This is a genomic window from Beijerinckia indica subsp. indica ATCC 9039 (assembly GCF_000019845.1).
GTDB classification, from domain to species: domain Bacteria; phylum Pseudomonadota; class Alphaproteobacteria; order Rhizobiales; family Beijerinckiaceae; genus Beijerinckia; species Beijerinckia indica.
Genome location: NC_010581.1, coordinates 1,061,340 through 1,077,974 on the forward strand (window position 1 = coordinate 1,061,340; position 16,635 = coordinate 1,077,974).

The 16,635-nt window shown below is 58.2% G+C and carries 12 protein-coding genes; 7 read left to right on the forward strand and 5 right to left on the reverse strand.

Features of this window, described 5'->3' with window-relative positions; translation table 11 throughout:
- Positions 1 to 172 precede the first annotated feature (172 nt).
- Positions 173 to 733, forward strand: coding sequence for a GNAT family N-acetyltransferase (locus tag BIND_RS04730; protein WP_012383935.1), 561 nt, complete (start codon positions 173 to 175; stop codon positions 731 to 733).
- Between the two features lie 44 nt (positions 734 to 777).
- On the opposite strand, the gene BIND_RS04735 is transcribed toward BIND_RS04730, so the two are convergent.
- Together BIND_RS04735 and BIND_RS04740 are read right to left on the reverse strand one after the other, a co-directional pair.
- The gene (locus tag BIND_RS04735) at positions 778 to 1,431 is read right to left on the reverse strand and encodes a PAS domain-containing protein (protein WP_148210556.1); all 654 of its coding nucleotides are present in this window, start codon (positions 1,429 to 1,431) and stop codon (positions 778 to 780) included.
- Between the two features lie 284 nt (positions 1,432 to 1,715).
- Positions 1,716 to 4,733 (reverse strand): Rne/Rng family ribonuclease, encoded by a 3,018-nt coding sequence (locus BIND_RS04740; protein WP_012383937.1) that lies wholly within the window; start codon positions 4,731 to 4,733, stop codon positions 1,716 to 1,718.
- Between the two features lie 145 nt (positions 4,734 to 4,878).
- On the opposite strand from BIND_RS04740, the gene BIND_RS21225 reads away from it, so the two are divergent.
- From BIND_RS21225 to BIND_RS04755, 4 genes are all read left to right on the forward strand, one after another.
- On the forward strand, positions 4,879 to 5,100 hold the full coding sequence (locus BIND_RS21225) for a hypothetical protein (protein WP_012383938.1): 222 nt from the start codon (positions 4,879 to 4,881) through the stop codon (positions 5,098 to 5,100).
- Between the two features lie 888 nt (positions 5,101 to 5,988).
- Entirely contained in the window at positions 5,989 to 7,365 is a 1,377-nt protein-coding gene (locus BIND_RS04745) for an N-acetylmuramoyl-L-alanine amidase (protein ID WP_148210557.1), read from the forward strand.
- A 544-nt stretch (positions 7,366 to 7,909) separates the two neighbouring features.
- Positions 7,910 to 10,321 (forward strand): penicillin-binding protein 1A, encoded by a 2,412-nt coding sequence (locus BIND_RS04750; RefSeq protein WP_012383940.1) that lies wholly within the window; start codon positions 7,910 to 7,912, stop codon positions 10,319 to 10,321.
- A 211-nt stretch (positions 10,322 to 10,532) separates the two neighbouring features.
- Entirely contained in the window at positions 10,533 to 11,240 is a 708-nt protein-coding gene (locus tag BIND_RS04755) for an HAD family hydrolase (RefSeq protein ID WP_012383941.1), read from the forward strand.
- Positions 11,241 to 11,302: 62 nt separating this feature from the next.
- On the opposite strand, the gene BIND_RS22300 is transcribed toward BIND_RS04755, so the two are convergent.
- Positions 11,303 to 11,494, reverse strand: a complete 192-nt coding sequence (locus BIND_RS22300; protein WP_425277058.1) for an MliC family protein — start codon at positions 11,492 to 11,494, stop codon at positions 11,303 to 11,305.
- Positions 11,495 to 11,788: 294 nt separating this feature from the next.
- Here BIND_RS22300 and BIND_RS04760 point away from each other — a divergent pair, with 294 nt between their 5' ends.
- On the forward strand, positions 11,789 to 13,126 hold the full coding sequence (locus BIND_RS04760; protein WP_012383942.1) for an erythromycin esterase family protein: 1,338 nt from the start codon (positions 11,789 to 11,791) through the stop codon (positions 13,124 to 13,126).
- A gap of 192 nt (positions 13,127 to 13,318) precedes the next feature.
- On the opposite strand, the gene BIND_RS22150 is transcribed toward BIND_RS04760, so the two are convergent.
- Together BIND_RS22150 and BIND_RS04765 are read right to left on the reverse strand one after the other, a co-directional pair.
- Positions 13,319 to 13,555 (reverse strand): hypothetical protein, encoded by a 237-nt coding sequence (locus BIND_RS22150; RefSeq protein WP_050763907.1) that lies wholly within the window; start codon positions 13,553 to 13,555, stop codon positions 13,319 to 13,321.
- A 40-nt stretch (positions 13,556 to 13,595) separates the two neighbouring features.
- Positions 13,596 to 14,789, reverse strand: a complete 1,194-nt coding sequence (locus tag BIND_RS04765; protein WP_050763908.1) for a mannitol dehydrogenase family protein — start codon at positions 14,787 to 14,789, stop codon at positions 13,596 to 13,598.
- A gap of 658 nt (positions 14,790 to 15,447) precedes the next feature.
- Between BIND_RS04765 and prfB the strand changes: the two genes are divergently transcribed.
- Positions 15,448 to 16,579, forward strand: a protein-coding gene (prfB, locus tag BIND_RS04770) for a peptide chain release factor 2 (protein WP_012383943.1) whose coding sequence is annotated in 2 segments (ribosomal slippage) — positions 15,448 to 15,516 and positions 15,518 to 16,579 — 1,131 coding nt in all. Because the reading frame shifts where the segments join, the coding sequence is not laid out codon by codon here.
- The last annotated feature ends 56 nt before the right edge of the window (positions 16,580 to 16,635 follow it).

Here is a 16,635-nt window from a genome sequence, read left to right on the forward strand (position 1 = left end):
GTTGGACCGCTCTTGAATTTTCGCTCTCGCTTTGAAAAAGCGAAAATTCAAGAAAGGAACCAAAGGTCGTTATTCACGACCTTTGGTATGAGAGTGGATAAACCTGACACTTGGTTCGCAAGTGTCAGGATCATTTATCTATAAAATTAAGAATGCGCGGGCCGAGTCATAGATGGAGAATGAACAAGCTGTCGTCATCCGGCCATCACAGGACAAAGATGTCGAGGCCATGCTGGAGATCTACCGCCGGCACATCCGGCGCGGCATCGAAGAAGGAGTCGACGACAGCGGCACGCCCCAACCTGACGATCTCCGCGATCGGCGCAAGAACCTGCGCAACCGTCGTTTCCCGCATCTGGTAGCAATGCTGGGCGGCGAGGTCATTGGCTATGCTTATGTCGTGCTGTTCCGCAAGCGGCCGGCCTATCGTTATACGGTCAAGCATTCGATTTATGTTCACCATGAACATCTCGGCCAAGGCATAGGGCGGCTGCTCATGCAGGGGTTGATTGACGCCTGTGCGGCAGCCGGGTTCCGGCAAATGATCGGCTATATTGATGCCGATAATGCAGCCTCGCTTGGACTTCATGAGACGTTCGGTTTTTCACGAGTCGGCGTCCTCCCAAGTGTCGCCTATCGATACGGCCACTGGGCTGACACCATCATGGTGCAACGCTCATTGGGCGCCGGTTCCACGGCCCCGCCGCCGCCCACGCCTCTCTCCAGCCCGTGAGGGCGATTGATACCAAGTAGAGGCGAAAACATCGCATCGTGTTTCTAGGCCAAGGCATCCTGGCGGCCGCCGGGATAGACCCGCAAATGGCCGTATTGGCGGACGAGATGGCCACCGAGAGAGAAGACGCTCGCTTTTTGTAACGGCTTGGCGCGTGCTTGCTCTGCTTCGTGTTGGCTTTCTATTTCCTGATTCTGCGCGGTTTTTTCCTGAACCTGCCGCAGCCCGCGCAAGACGAGACGTTCGACCGGCAGAAGGCCGAGCCAGGCGGGGTGGTCAAAACCGGCGAGGCATCCAAGAATACGCGATCGCGTCATATCCTCATGCCAGAGCGGCAGCAGCAGAAGCTCGAACGCGCTCTCCGCATAACCTTGTGGCGCGGCATTGATCCTCGCGACAATCGGACAGGCATGATCGACGATCCTGGGCAATAAGGTTGCCATGCTGGCGGCTTCCTTGTCGCGCCAGAGGCCGATGAAGGATCGTCCCTTCAGTTCCCTATCGAAGAGAGCGTTGATCCTGGCGCCGGAAAGGCGAAAGGGAAAAGCTGCCTGCGCATCCATTTCCAATATGAATGTATAGGCGAGAATAGAGCGGATTTCCGCGGGATCGATCTCGGAACGTTCCGGCGCCGGACGATCGCGCCGTAATTGATTCCAATAAGAATATAAATGCTGACTCGCAGCATGTCTCATCATGGCCTCCTGAACCAAAATGAGCTTGGCCCGCCGGCCAATGTTCAAATTTGGCACGTATTTGATCTAAATCCGGGGATTTCTCGGGATGGCAGCAGTGGATGTGCCAGTCCAGCGCCGCATCCCTCTCGTCATGGCCGCCGTCGCACATGAAAAGATCGCGAAAATCCGGAGGATTTTCGCGATCTTGGACGTTCTAGCTTGACGTTAGGTTAAGCGGCTCCAGGTGACGCTGATAATATCGAAGGCCATTGTCCTGACTGATCATATGAAGACGAAGAGACTGATCAGCCCCGCAGACTGGCCTTGGCTCTTTGCCACCAGCCGGAGCGTTTGGGTTGCGGCGGACCGCTTTCCTCAACGGGGGGCGTGATCGAGGCCGTTTCCGCTTCCGCTTCGACGGGCACAAGCGCCGTGCTCCCTTGCTCGGGCACGATCATGGGCAAGGCCACCGGAGCAACCGGGACGCTTTCCACAATATGCGGTTCCTCTGGTGCAGCCGGGGATAGCACGGGGGCAAAATCTTCGGCGTGGCTCAGCTCCACAGGTTGAGATGGAGCCAAGTGTTCAGCTTCGGCACCTGTTGATGGAAGCGAGCTTTCTGGCTCAAAAGGTTCCTGCGAAATCGCCGTCTCTGTCGCTGAACCTGCCGATGACTCGGCCGCTTCCGCATTGGCCCGTCTTGGTCCGCGTGAGCGGGAACGGCGCGGCCTGCGGTTCGGCGCGGGGGCTATGTCCTCGCCCTTTGCCTCCACGGTCTCCGCACCTTCGGTTTCCTCGTCGCGAGTTTCCTCTGCTTCGCTCGCTGTGAAGGCCGCGGCGTTTTCGTCATCCGCAGCGGCATAAGGCGACATGCCTGCGATCAGGCCCAAGGCATCATCGGACGGTTGCGGTGCATTGGCGGCAATGCCTGACCCTTCCCGGTCGCTGCCACGCCCGCCACGGCGGCGCTTGCGACGGCGACGGCGAGCGCGGCCATCGGCCTCCGTTTCACCCTCGGCTTCGGCGGTGGCTTCCTCGTCCTCGTTCGAACCCTCATCCGAACCGGAGACGGGTTCCAGCTCCTCGGCCTCCATTTCGATCTCTTCTTCCTCGTCGAGAGGGAAGATATCGGCCGGTCCGATAGCTGTTTCCCGCACGGGCAGCTTGGTGCCGCTGGCGAGTTCGCCGCGTTCCAAAGCGTGATAGGTCATTCCGGTCAGGCTCTCGTCCGCCGCGACCGTGATGCTCACTCCGAAACGTTGCTCCAATTCGCGCAGATTCGTGCGTTTCTGATTGAGGATATAGAGCGCGATGACCGTGCGCGTCTTGACGGTAATGTCATAGGCGGCATTCTTGATCAGCGCATCCTCGAGCAGCCGCAGCACATGCAGGGCGATCGAGCTGGTTGAACGCACCATGCCGGCGCCGAGGCAATGCGGACATATAACGGTCGAGCCCTCGAAAACGCCGGTGCGGATGCGCTGGCGTGACATTTCGAGCAGGCCGAAATGCGAGATGCGTCCGACCTGAATACGGGCGCGATCGTTCTTGAGGGCTTCCTTCAACCGGCGTTCCACCGCGCGATTGTTGCGGCCTTCCTCCATGTCGATGAAATCGGCAACGATGAGACCGGCGAGATCGCGCAGGCGCAATTGCCGGGCGATTTCATCGGCAGCCTCGAGATTGGTGCGGACGGCCGTGTCCTCGATATTATGTTCGCGCGTCGAGCGGCCGGAATTGACGTCGATCGCGACAAGCGCCTCGGTCTGGTTGATGACGAGATAACCGCCCGACCGCAAGGTGACCTGGTTCGAGAACATGGCGTCGAGCTGAGCCTCGGCACCTGCCTTGGCAAAGATCGGTTGCGGATCGCGATAGAGCTGGACGCTTTTGGCATGGCTCGGCATGAGCATGCGCATGAAGTCCTTGGCCTCGCGATAGCCAGCCTCGCCCGAGACGATGATTTCGTCGATATCCTTATTGTAGAGATCGCGGATGGCGCGCTTGATCAGCGATCCTTCTTCATAGACGAGGGTCGGGGCCGTGGATTTCAAGGTCATTTCGCGCACGGTTTCCCACATGCGCAGGAGATATTCGAAATCGCGCTTGACCTCGGCCTTGGTGCGCGCGGCGCCAGCCGTGCGCAGGATGACGCCCATGCCTTCCGGCACTTCGAGTTCCTGGGCGATGGCCTTCAGCCGCTGCCGGTCGCCCGCATCGGTGATCTTGCGGGAAATGCCGCCGCCACGGGCCGTATTCGGCATCAGGACGGAATAGCGTCCGGCGAGCGAAAGATAAGTGGTTAGCGCGGCGCCTTTGTTGCCACGTTCTTCCTTCACCACCTGGACGAGAAGGATCTGGCGCCGCTTGATGACCTCTTGAATCTTATATTGCCGGCGATAGCGGGGGGCGCGATGCATGGCTTCTTCCATGGCATCGCTGTCGCCGCCGATCTGCTCGACCTGCTCGTCTTCTTCCTCGGTCTCGTCCCCTTCATCTCCCTCGTCGTCATTGAAATCGTTGCCGAAATCATCGCGTGTCGGAATTGCTTCCGGGGCGGCCACAGCCGTGCCGGCCAATTCCGTTGCGTTGAAGGGGAGCTCCTCCGAAGGCGCTTCGTCGTTCTCGTCGCTTGAGACTTCCCGCTGCTCGTGGCGCGTGAAATCGGCGGGCTCCTCCTCGCTTGCCGGGAAGCTCGATTGGAAGCTCGGTTGTAACTCCTCCGCAGTGGTTTCGTGGGGCGGGAAGAGAAAGGGTTCGTCCGCCTGCGTCTCGTCGGCGTCCGGTGTCTCTACCGCTCCGTTCTCGAAATGGGGAAAATGATCCGTTGAATCCGCCGTGTAAAAGGCTTGCGGTTCGTCGGTCATTTCCGCCTGGTCGGGCGCGGGTTCAACCGCTTCGGGCAAGACGGGGGATAGGGCCAGCACGTCGTCTTCATTGCGCCGTTTCTCGGCGGCGCGCTGGCCGTTGCGGTCACCGCGGCGATAGCGCCGGCTGCGGCGTGGAGCCTGTGGCTCCTCATCTTCTTCGTGTTGGGCGCGTGCCTCTTCTTCGATCAAAGCCTGACGGTCGACGACAGGAATCTGATAATAATCCGGGTGGATTTCGGAAAAGGCCAGGAAGCCATGGCGATTGCCGCCATAGTCGACGAAAGCGGCCTGCAGGGACGGCTCGACCCGGGTGACTTTGGCAAGATAGATATTGCCGCGAAGCTGTTTTTTACTGGCGGATTCGAAATCGAATTCCTCGACGCGATTACCACGCAGAACCACCACCCGGGTCTCTTCCGGATGGGAGGCATCGATAAGCATTTTGTTGGCCATGGGAAACTCGTTCGGGCATGACGCGCGGGCGCCTAGGCCGCTGAACACCTTGGTCTCGATCGGCTTGAGGCTGATCGATTGTGTGGAAAATCGGCTTGAAGGAAGAGGGACTTGCCGAGCCGAGCGGAGCCTTGTGAGGCAAACCGTGGCTGATCTGGCCGTTGAAGGGCCGGGCAAGTCTTGTCCGGGCAAGCGTCACGTAACCACGAAATATTCCGCTAGGGACTATCCCGCCAAGGGTCATCCGACTGGGTGCCGTCCGCCGCGTGGTTTTGGGGGCGAGGCTCATGAGCAGAGCCGGCCGGATCCTTTCCGGGCGGGGCCGCCGGGCTTCCGGCGTATCATGCGTTGGATGGGAAAAAACTAAGGGTTTGAGAGCAAGGGAACCGAGAAGGTGAAACTCGAGAGTCGCAATGCGTGGGAAGACCGCTGTCTCCCCTTTTGAGGTCGAGAAGAAATGTGGCGCGAGGAACGGCAGCCGAGAGATCGGCTGCATGGCCTTTTGCTGATTGGTCCGGGTCGATAAATTACCCCGCACGGGTCAGACCATATTCTCGCTAGGTTGCACGAGGATTCCGAGGAATCCGGTTCCGCCCAGTTCAACGGGCATGTCGTAAGCACGCGGTTGCAGCTTTTAAGTCCTCGATCTGCTTGGATGCGTCGAGGCCACGCCGCATTCGCGGGCTGAAGCTGTGAGGCGCCTGCGGATAGGAAGACCGCGCGCCCTCTGTGCGAACTGGTTCACTTATTCATATCGAGGATATCAGGGGTTTGGCAAGCTTCTGGCATGAATCCGCGTTTTTTTGATCGTTTTTTCCAGCATTGAATTGGTGATAAGTCATTAACCACACAACATTTATGCTGGCACCGGCAAGTTTGGGCAAATTGGATCGTTTTCATAGGGCATCATTTTCGAATACGCTCGAATCTTTTCAGAGAAAAGGCAAGGATTCAAGAGGATAAGAGTTAGATACGAGGACAAGGGGAAGCGGAGCTGGGGCCGAACGGTATTGATTCGAAAGCGATGATTCGGACCGGGCCGCGAACTTTCCTGTTCCTTGGGAACGGTCTTTGGAGAACCCAGCTTGGGCAAGCCGGAAGGATGGGGATTGGGTTGTCTGGGGTGCGCGGGCCGATGATGTTTTGGGACTGGAATGGCCATCCAGTGCGGGCTTCGCTGGATCGATTCTTCTCTTTGCTTCAGGGCTTTTCCAAGCCGGGCAGGGCGTGGGCAGCGTGGCTTTTTTTCATTTTCATGAGCCCGGTTTCTTCGTTTGCCGCCGAACAGGCGCCGGTTCAGGCCTCGGCGGCATGGCTCGAAACGCGTGGCGAGGGAAGCCGGCTTGTCTTTGATCTTTCCGCTCCGGTCGAGGTCAAGGCCATGGTGCTTTCCGCGCCTGATCGTGTGGTCATCGATCTGCCCGCCGTCGATTTCATGTTCGCGCCACCCACTTTCGCGCCTGCCCCTGCGGCACTGGCTCGTCATCGCCGGGGGCGCCATGCTTCCACCGCGCAGACTGTGGCCCCGAGCGGGCTCATTGCGGCTTATCGTTTCGGCTCTTTCGCACCCGGCCGATCGCGCATCGTCATCGATCTCAAGGAGCCAGCTCGCGTGATCCGAGCGGGCATGGAAGCCGCTCAAGACACTTCATCGTCTGGCCGGGCGCGCCTCGTCATTGTCCTGGCCGCGACCGATCGGGCGAGTTTTCGGGCGGCGGCGCAAAATGGCCGGCAGGAAGTCGCGCTGGCATCCGCTCAGGCCCCGGCGGCTTTGCCGGACAATGCGCCTATGATTGCGCCGAAGCCGGGACCCAATGTGGATCGGCCTGTCATTGTCATCGATCCGGGCCACGGCGGCGTCGATAGCGGAGCGATGGCGGGTACGCTCGTCGAAAAAAACCTTGTGCGGGATTTTGCCAAAAGCCTGGCCGATAAGCTTAACGCTAGCCGGCGCTATCAGATTATCATGACGCGGGAGGATGATATTTTCATTCCCCTCGGAGAGCGGGTCAAGATTGCCCAGGCTCATCATGCCGATCTGTTCATTTCGATCCACGCCGATATTCTTTCAGAGACGGCGGATGTCGGTGGTGCCACCGTCTACACGGTTTCGGACAAGGCCTCGGATGCCGAGGCCGCACGTCTCGCCGATAAGGAAAACCAGGCGGATCTTGTCGGCGGTCTCGAAAGTAAGGAAGAAACGCCGGAAATTACCGATATTCTATTCGATTTGACGCGGCGCGAGACGAGAGCCTACAGCCATGTTTTCGCGAGGACTTTAGTCGATTACTGGAAAGTCGTCGGCCGGCTCAACAAAAACCCTCAGCGCTCGGCGGGTTTTCGCGTTTTGAAGGCGCCTGATGTTCCTTCGGTTTTGCTCGAACTCGGCTATTTGTCCAATGAGAATGATCACGCGGCCTTGGCTTCACCGGAATGGCGCGGAAAAGTTGTGACCAAGGTCGCCGAGGCGGTCGATCGATTTTTCGCCGCGCGCGGTCCGACTCAAGTTCAAGGGCAGTTTCCAGGACCAGGACAATTTCAAGGGGAAACGCAAGCTCGGGCGAGGGGGCACGATTCCGCATCCATTCTGCGCGGTACAGCCACGACCGATCTTGCCCATGATGCGCATTGAGACGATTCCACGAAGGAATCCAAACGGTTCATCGGGAGTGTTAGCGCATTGAAAGATGTCGGCAAGGAAAGACGTTGGTAAGTCGCCGCAAGGTTCGGCCAAGCCAAGAGTGACAAATTAAGACCATAAAATCATCGCACCCATGCATGATGAAATACTTGCCTATTCACAGACAGATTAAAGACTGGTTAGTTTGCCTGAATCATGGGGAACTGCGGTTGCGGTTTGGCTTGATGAGGATTATTTCAAGCTTGTCGCTGGTTGGCCGCGCGGCCTCTACGAGGCGCCGCTTCCCGATATAAGATCTCGAGTGGCCGGTCGGTATGGCCGGGATATGCGGGCAATAAACCCAAACGGATCACAAGTTTGGGGAAGTTTGTCGCGTTTTTCAACTATAGAGCATGGCATCCGATCTCAGTTTGACTGAATATGCTCTAGCGAGTTTGTTTCAGCACGTTTCCTGCTTCCACCGGCTCATGGACGCCGGAGCCATTTCATCCAAGGCGCGGTCTCCCTTCACGCGCGTGATATCGAGGCTTGATTGATGCGGCTTATCGCCCGTTTTTTCGGTTTCCTCTTCGCGACAGCCGCCATTCTCTTCGTTGTCGGCGCTTGCGCGGCAGGCTTTCTTGTCTGGAATTTCCAGCGCGACCTGCCCGATTATACGCAGCTCAAGAATTACGAGCCGCCGGTAATGACGCGCGTCCATGCCGCCGATGGGTCGATTCTCGCCGAATATGCGCATGAGCGTCGGCTTTATCTGCCGAGCACGGCGATCCCGCCACTGATCAAACAGGCTTTTATTTCGGCCGAGGACAAGAATTTCTATAATCACAGCGGTGTCGACCCGGAAGGCATCCTGCGCGCCTTTATGGTGCTGGTCGAGGGTGGCCATCATGTCCAGGGCGCTTCAACGATTACGCAACAGGTCGCCAAGAACTTTCTGCTGACCAATGAACGCTCCTTCGATCGCAAGATCCGTGAGGCCTTGCTCGCCTTCCGGATCGAGGGCGCCTATTCCAAGGAACGCATTCTCGAGCTTTATCTCAATGAGATCTATCTCGGCCTCGGCAATTACGGCGTCGCCGCCTCCGCGTTGAATTACTACGGTAAATCGGTGCATGAACTGAGCATTGCTCAGGCTGCCTATCTTGCCGCTCTGCCCAAGGCGCCGAATAATTATCATCCCTTCCTCAAGCGCGATCGCGCGATCGAACGCCGCAATTGGGTCATCGATCGCATGGTCGATAATGGCTATGTCTCGCGCGCCGATGGCGAGAAGGCGAAGACCGAGCCGCTCGGCGTCAATCCGCGTGTCCTTTCTCCCAATGCCTATGCGGCGGGCTTCTTCGCCGAGGCGGTCAGGCGTGAACTCGGCGATCGTTACGGGGAAAAGAAACTCTATGAAGGCGGGCTTTCGGTCCGCACGACGCTCGATCCAAAAATGCAGCTCATGGCGCGCCGTGCGCTGGTCGATGGTCTCGTGCGCTACGACGAGGCTCATGGATTCCGCGGCGCCATGCGCCATATTGACATCAGCCAGGATTGGGGCGTGGCGCTTGCCGAAATTCCGGTCTTGGGCGATGTCGCGCCCTGGCGGCTCGCTGTCATCCTCGATGCATCGGATAATTATGCGCGCATAGGCTTGCAGCCGAAGCGGGAAAAATCCGGAGAAATCGCGCGCGAGCGGGAATCCGGAACGTTGGCGCCGGTCGGATTGCGTTGGACGCGCGGCCTTGGCGGGCGTGCCTCGCTGATCCCGGGCGACGTGGTTTACGTCGAACCCCTCGACGGCAAGCCTGGGCAGTTCAGGTTGCGGCAAATCCCAGAGGTCGGCGGTGCCATTGTCGCGATGGACCCCTATACGGGCCGCGTCTTTGCCATGGTCGGTGGCTTTTCCTTCGATCAGTCGGAATTCAACCGCGCGGTTCAGGCCATGCGCCAGCCGGGCTCCTCGTTCAAACCCTTTGTCTATGCGACAGCGCTGGACAATGGCTATACGCCGTCGTCGATCGTGCTCGATGCGCCGATCGAAATCGATCAAGGGCCTGGTCTTGGTGTCTGGCGGCCGGAAAATTTCGAAGGCCATTCGAGCGGCCCGCATACTTTGCGTTATGGCGTCGAACATTCGATCAACCAGATGACCGTGCGTCTGGCGCGTGATGTCGGCATGCCGCTCATCGCCGAATATGCCAAGCGTTTCGGCATTTACGACGATCTGCCGCCGTTCCTGTCGATGTCGCTCGGCTCCGGCGAGACGACTTTGATGCGCATGACAACCGCCTATTCCATGCTGGCCAATGGCGGCAAAAGGATCAAATCGACCCTGATCGATCGCATTCAGGACCGCTACGGCCATACGCTCTATCGGCATGATGATCGTGTCTGCGAGGGCTGCGACGCCCAGAAATGGGCCAATCAGCCGGAACCGCGGTTGATCGACAAACGCGAGCAAGTGCTTGATCCTCTGACTGCTTATCAGATCACCTCGATCATGGAAGGCGTGATTCAGCGCGGGACCGGACAGGTCATCAAGGAAGTCGGCAAACATCTGGCCGGCAAGACCGGAACGACCAATGAAGCGAAGGACCTTTGGTTCATCGGTTTCTCGCCCGACCTCGCGGTTGGCGTCTTCATGGGCTACGATCAGCCGCGTTCGCTGGGCGATTCCGCGCAGGCCGCGCAATATACGGCGCCGATCTTTCGGGATTTCATGAAAATGGCCCTGAAGGACAAGCCTGATGTGCCGTTTCGCGTGCCGCCTGGCATCAAGCTGATCTCGGTCAATGCCAAGTCAGGCTTGCGTTCCACCGGGGCTGGTTCCATCCTTGAGGCCTTCAAACCGGGCACCGCGCCGCCCGATACTTATGCGGCGAGCGATTCCGCGCCGCGCGCGCAAACCGTCAATCCCGATGCTGACCGACTCGTCGGCACCGGTACTGGCGGTCTTTACTGAACCTGGCGATCGCTGAGAAGGATCGCTGAACTGACCAACTCAACATTCCGCTGTTAGAGCATCGGACTTTCACATTGAAGCCAATCTGATGCTCTATCTTTCTGAAAACGCATCAGATTGATCCCAAAAGTGGGAGCCACTTTTGGGTCTGATGCTCTAGAGGGTCGCGTGCCGCGATCCCGACAGATGGAATTTTTGCCAAGGCAGGTCAATGACAGCTTCTGAACAAACCTGGGTTGCGCCGCAATCCGTGATTTTCGATATGGATGGGCTCCTGATCGATAGTGAGAGCCTTGCGATGAAGGCGCTCAATAAGGCGGGCGAGGAGATGGGCTATGATACGCCGTTTTCCTTTTGCCAAGCGATGATCGGCGTGCCGATTGATCGCTGCCGCAGCCTTGTCGCCGAACGGTTTGGTGAGGATTTCCCGCTCGATCTCTATTTCGCAACTTCCGACAAGCATTTCACATCACTGGTCGAAGCCGGCCACTTGCAATTGAAGGCAGGTGTCGAAAATCTTCTCGGCGCACTTGAGGAGCAAGGCATCAGCAAGGCGGTCGCGACCTCCTCGAGCCGTCGCAAGGCTGATCATCATCTCGAACTCATTGGCATTCGCGAGCGGTTCAGCGCCATTATCACGCGCGATGATGTCCAGCGCGGTAAGCCTGATCCGGATCCCTTCCTTCGCGCGGCCGAGGCCCTGCAAACGCCACCCGAACGCTGCCTGGTCCTGGAAGATTCCCACAATGGTGTCAGGGCCGCCCATGCGGCAGGAATGCGGGTGATCATGGTGCCGGATCTTTTGGGTCCGACCGATGAAATGCTCGAAAAGGTCTTCATGGTCGCCGACGATCTGAATGTCGTCGCCGAACTCATCCGTTCGAGCGTGCCCGAGACCGCGCCCGCAACCAAGCAGTAATCCCTTCGGTCAGTAAGAAGGCCGTCGCGCGCTGGGAGCTTTTCTTGTTGGGCGGGCTACCATCATGATTTCCTCGTCGTGCATTGGAAAGACTGTCCTTTCCATTCGACGAGGGCATCTTGTTCCTTGCTCCAGAATTCAATTCCCCCATCATAGCGATATTTCGTGCCGGAGCCGGATGGCGAGAGCACGACGACTTCCAAAATACCGCCGCGCGTCATCGTAGCGGATGGAGGTTCACTCTGGAAGGTGATCGTCGCTGACGATGACGATCGGCCGCTGGATCGAGGCGATTGTTGAAGCCCCCATTCCTCTCTCCTTCTTCCTGCGTCGTCATCTTTTTAATGAACCACGCCGTGTTGCAGAGCCCTTGAAGAGAACGTCTCCTTGATCTGGTCCCATATGGCCCATTCCAGCAAAGACAACTCCGCGCAATTTTGTGCGTTCTCAAGAAGCTGGGAGAATGGTGCCTAAATCGGACTGAATGCATCATCCAAGCTTTAACTTGGACACGATCTCTCCCGCGTTCGCCAACGATGGAGGTTCGTATGACCGATATGACTTTTCCCGGCCTGGATCGACAGGGATCGGAGACGGTCAAATTGCTCCGCGATGCGGCTTTGCCTCTGCCGGATCCCGATGCGGAACAAGATTTCGGGACTCTCTTCGATCGTTTTGCCGGCGCGCGTGTCGTGCTGCTTGGCGAGGCGACGCATGGCAGTTCCGAATTCTATCGCGCCCGTGCCGCGATCACGCGGCGGCTGATCGAACGTCACGGTTTCAGCATTGTCATCGTCGAGGCCGATTGGCCCGATGCCAATCGTATCGACCGTTATGTTCGCCATCGCGGGCCGGGCCAATATGATAAGGATTCCTTCGCCCGTTTCCCGACCTGGATGTGGCGCAATGAAGAGGTCGGCGCCTTCGTCACGTGGATGCGTCAGCATAATGAAGCTTTGCCGATGGAACAGCGGGCCGAATTTCGCGGGCTCGATGTCTATTCCCTGCATGCCTCCGTACAAGCCGTGCTCACTTATCTTGATCGTGTCGATCCGGCGGCGGCCGCAATCGCGCGCAAGCGTTATGGCTGCTTGTCGGCTTGGCACATGGACCCGGCCTGGTATGGCCGGGCGGTCCTGCGCGGCACTCATGACAGTTGCGAGGATGCCGTCGTCGCCCAATTAAAAACCATGCTTGACCGTGAACTCGATGCCACGGCGAAGGATGGCGAGGATCTTTTTGATGCTGTGCAGAATGCGCGGATCGTGCGTGCCGCCGAGACCTATTATCGGATCATGTATCGCGGCTCGACGGAATCCTGGAATCTGCGCGACCGGCATATGTTCGAGACATTGCAATATGTGATGAAAGCCCGCGGCCCGGAAACCAAGGCTGTGGTCTGGGCGCATAATTCCCATATCGGCAATGCGGCGGCGACCGTGATGGGCTGGCAGGGCGAATTCAATATCGGCGAATTCTGCAAGACGGCCTATGGCGACGACGCCGTGTCGATCGGCTTCGGCACCGATCGCGGTACGGTTGCTGCCGCCGACGATTGGGACGGCCCTATGCGCATCAAGAACGTGCTGCCGGCAAGGCTCGATTCCTACGAATATCTGTTTTTGAAGGCCGGTATGCCGCGCTCATTGACCGAGCTGCGGGGGCATGGACGGGGTGCCTTGCGAGAGGCTCTGACGCAGTCTCGGCTCGAACGGGCGATCGGCGTTATCTATCGCCCTGATACGGAATTCCATAGCCATTATTTCGAAGCTGTCCTGCCCGATCAGTTCGATGCCTATGTCTGGTTCGAGGAAACGAAAGCCGTGACACCCTTGCCGAGCAGCCGCCCGCATGGCGTGCCGGAGACTTATCCTTTTGGTGTGTGATTCCCTTTCCGGAGACGGAAGAGGGATTTGAACCCTGTGGGCTGCCAGACTCACACACAGCCCGCCGGGTTCAAAAGTGTATGTCGTCGCGATTAATTCAGCCGCGACGCGATCACGCTGCGCAGATCGTGATGATGCAGATCGGACAGAGCGCGGCCGAGGTCCTGCACCAGCTCTCCATTGTTCCTGATCTCAGGGCCAAAAATTTCCTCGATACTCAGGAAGGCCTTGGCCAGCTTTTGTATGATCCTCGCCGATCGCTGCGCAAAGATTGCGGAGTTCGATCTCCAGCGGATCATTGAGCTCGATTTTGGTGCCGGATGTATCATCCAGGGCAAACCAGCGAATCCAGCTCGCGATTGCCAGCACCGCGCAGGGGGAGGGGCGGCCAGCGCGCAAATTCTCGCGTAAGGGGCGCAGAATGCGCATGGCGAGTTTTTCAGACCCATTGCGGCCGATACGACCGACATCATGCTGCAGGGGCCGGATTGCGCCAGCGTTTCAACAGAAGCTTGGCATAATGATAGGGATCCGGCGCCGTCGAGGGCAGGGTCGGGGCTTGCTCATTGAGCATGAAGCGCAGGGCGAAGTCGACCATGAGCGGATCGTTCGCCACTTCGGCGATCGTGCCATGATCAGCGAGGCCGCCGAGATAAGCAAGGACCATATGCGTGCCATTGAGAAGGCGCAGCTTGGTCGCCTCCCAAGGCGCGACGCTGCCGACGATTTCGGCGCCGCCGGCTTCCCATAGCGGCCTCTCGCCTTCAAAATCCTCGATCACCCATTGCAGATAGGGTTCAGCGGAAACCGGGGCCGCGTCGAGCACGCCCAAAACATCCTGGGCGGTGCGCAGATCCTCGTCTGTCGTGACCGGCACGATGCGATCCACCATCGTATTGGGGAATTGCACGCTGCGCTCAATCCAAGACGCGAGCTTGTCATCAGTCATGGCGGCGCAATCGATCACCGCCTGGCGGACCGTGTCGCCATTGGAGCCGAGATTGTCGCAGCTCAGAATGACGGGCGGCACATGGCCCGCCTTGCGCACGGCGTCGAGACCCTGCATCAAAGTGCCGATCGTCGTGACCGGACGTTCCGCCGTGAGATCACTCTGAATGTCGGGATCGTCGGCCTGGAGCCGGCCGCTCGATGGTTCGAGTGAATAGCCACCGGCGGTGACAGTCAAGGTGACGATTTTGGTGGCCGGATCGGCGAGGCGATCGACGAGGCCGCGTTCGTCCGTGGGGGCATAGAAGGTTTCGCTCAGGCTGCCGACGATTTCGGCCTTGGTGCCGCTGGCATCCCGTTCAAGCACCGTATAGAGCCCATCTTGCGGCTCCAGCGCGTCCGGGGTCGTCGGCCGTCTGAGGCTCGCCGAAGCAATGCCCCAGGACAGACCTTTCTCGCCTTCCGCCTCGATGGCTCTCTGCGTGATGACGGCTTGATGGGCGCGATGGAAAGCACCACAGCCGAGATGCAAAATGCCGCTTGTGAGACTGGTCACATCATAGCCTGGACGGCGGACGCTTTCCGGCATGGTGTCGAGCACGGCGGTGGAAAGCTGGGGCTGCTCGCCATTGGCATCTTCTCCTCCTTCATCGGGGAGATCGATGGTCGTGAAAGCGGGCTTTTGAGGGCCGAAGGGGGAGTGCAAGAAAGTCAAAGAAAAACTCCTGGTGGACGCGGAGGAGCGATCTCTCCTGATCGGATTCGACATGGCGTCGTGCGGACAAAGGCCTGTCCGCGGGGTTGGGTCACGGTGTTGTCGGATAACGTAAGGTGGGTCACGGAAGCAGGGCAACCCCTCGGCATGTGTCAAGTTGACGCATATCGTGAATTGAACAAATTGCCTCTTGAAATTTTCAAATGGCACACCACGCATGATTCTGTGTGGGCAAATTATCGATTTGAGAGCAAATTCTCATCAAAAGCTTAGCAATTTTTGCAAAAGCAATGCTTTTTGCACTCAAAATGGCTAAGCCTAACCTGCGTCAAAATGTGCCAATGTGCTCTTTCGAGTGAAATTTTTTTTGAAATTTTTGCAATTGGAGCCCGCCGTCTAGGGGCAAATTCGCTTTTTCTCCCCAGTGGAGCCAGATTCTGGCCGGAATTCCCACGATCAACCACAGCAAAAGTTTACAAGCGGGGGCGCGTCTCTTAAGGTTCAGGCCATTCACACGCACTATATGAAGACAAGGGTCACTTCACGGGCCAAGGCTGGTCCTTCCTCTGGGGTGACCGACCGATTTCGTAACGCCTCGGATTGATCCCCTCGCGGGTCTTCATCAATCCGATGCTCCAATCAGGAAAGTTCGCAGATCATGCGCGCCGAAGCCGAAGCGCTCGTCGAAACGATCAAGCAATCCTTGGGATTGCTGAGGAGGCATCTTTGACGTCGATACATCGACGCGACGCCTTGAAGAATTAAACGCCAAAGTCGAGAATCCCGATCTCTGGAACGATGCGGAAGCCGCGCAGAAAATCATGCGCGAACGCACCGAACTGGAAGAACGGCTTGGCTCCATCAAGCAGTTCGAGGGTGACCTCGACGATGCGGCGACGCTCATCGAATTGGCCGAGGCCGAAGGCGATGAGGCCAGCGAGAAAGAAGGAATAGACCTGCTCAAGGGCTTGAAGATCGAGGCTGAACGGCGCCAGATCGAAGCCTTGCTCTCCGGCGAAGTCGATTCCAATGACACTTATATAGAAGTGCATTCGGGTGCCGGCGGCACGGAAAGTTGCGACTGGGCGCGCATGCTGTTTCGCATGTATGCGCGCTGGGCCGAGCGGCACAGGTTCAAGGTCGAAATCATCGAAGAGACGGCGGGCGACGAGGCGGGCATCAAATCCGCCACTTTGCTCGTCAAAGGCCATAATGCGCATGGCTGGGCGAAAACCGAGTCGGGCGTGCATCGTCTGGTTCGCATTTCACCTTTCGATTCCAATGCGCGGCGCCATACGAGCTTCGCTTCGGTTTGGGTCTATCCAGTGATCGATGACAAGATCGAAATCGACGTGAAGGAAAGCGACTGCCGGATCGACACGTATCGCTCCTCGGGTGCCGGCGGCCAGCACATCAACACGACCGATTCCGCCGTGCGCATCACTCATATTCCTTCAGGCATTGTCGTCGCCTGCCAGGGTGAGCGTTCGCAGCATAAGAACCGGGCGACCGCCTGGAACATGCTGCGCGCTCGTCTTTATGAAAAGGAATTGGAGCGGCGTGAGGCCGAGGCCAATGCCACCGAAGCGACCAAGACGGAGATCGGCTGGGGCCACCAGATCCGTTCCTATGTGTTGCAGCCCTATCAGCTCGTGAAGGATCTGCGCACGGGCACGACCTCCGGCACGCCGGACGAAGTGCTGGATGGGGATCTCGATACGTTCATGGAAGCGGCGCTTGCGCAAAAGGTCAATGGCGGCGGACCGGTCGCCATCGAGGATGTGGAATAAGCTTCCTGCTTTACGAGAGCGCGATATCTTCGTGCATCGTGCTCTCGAATATTATT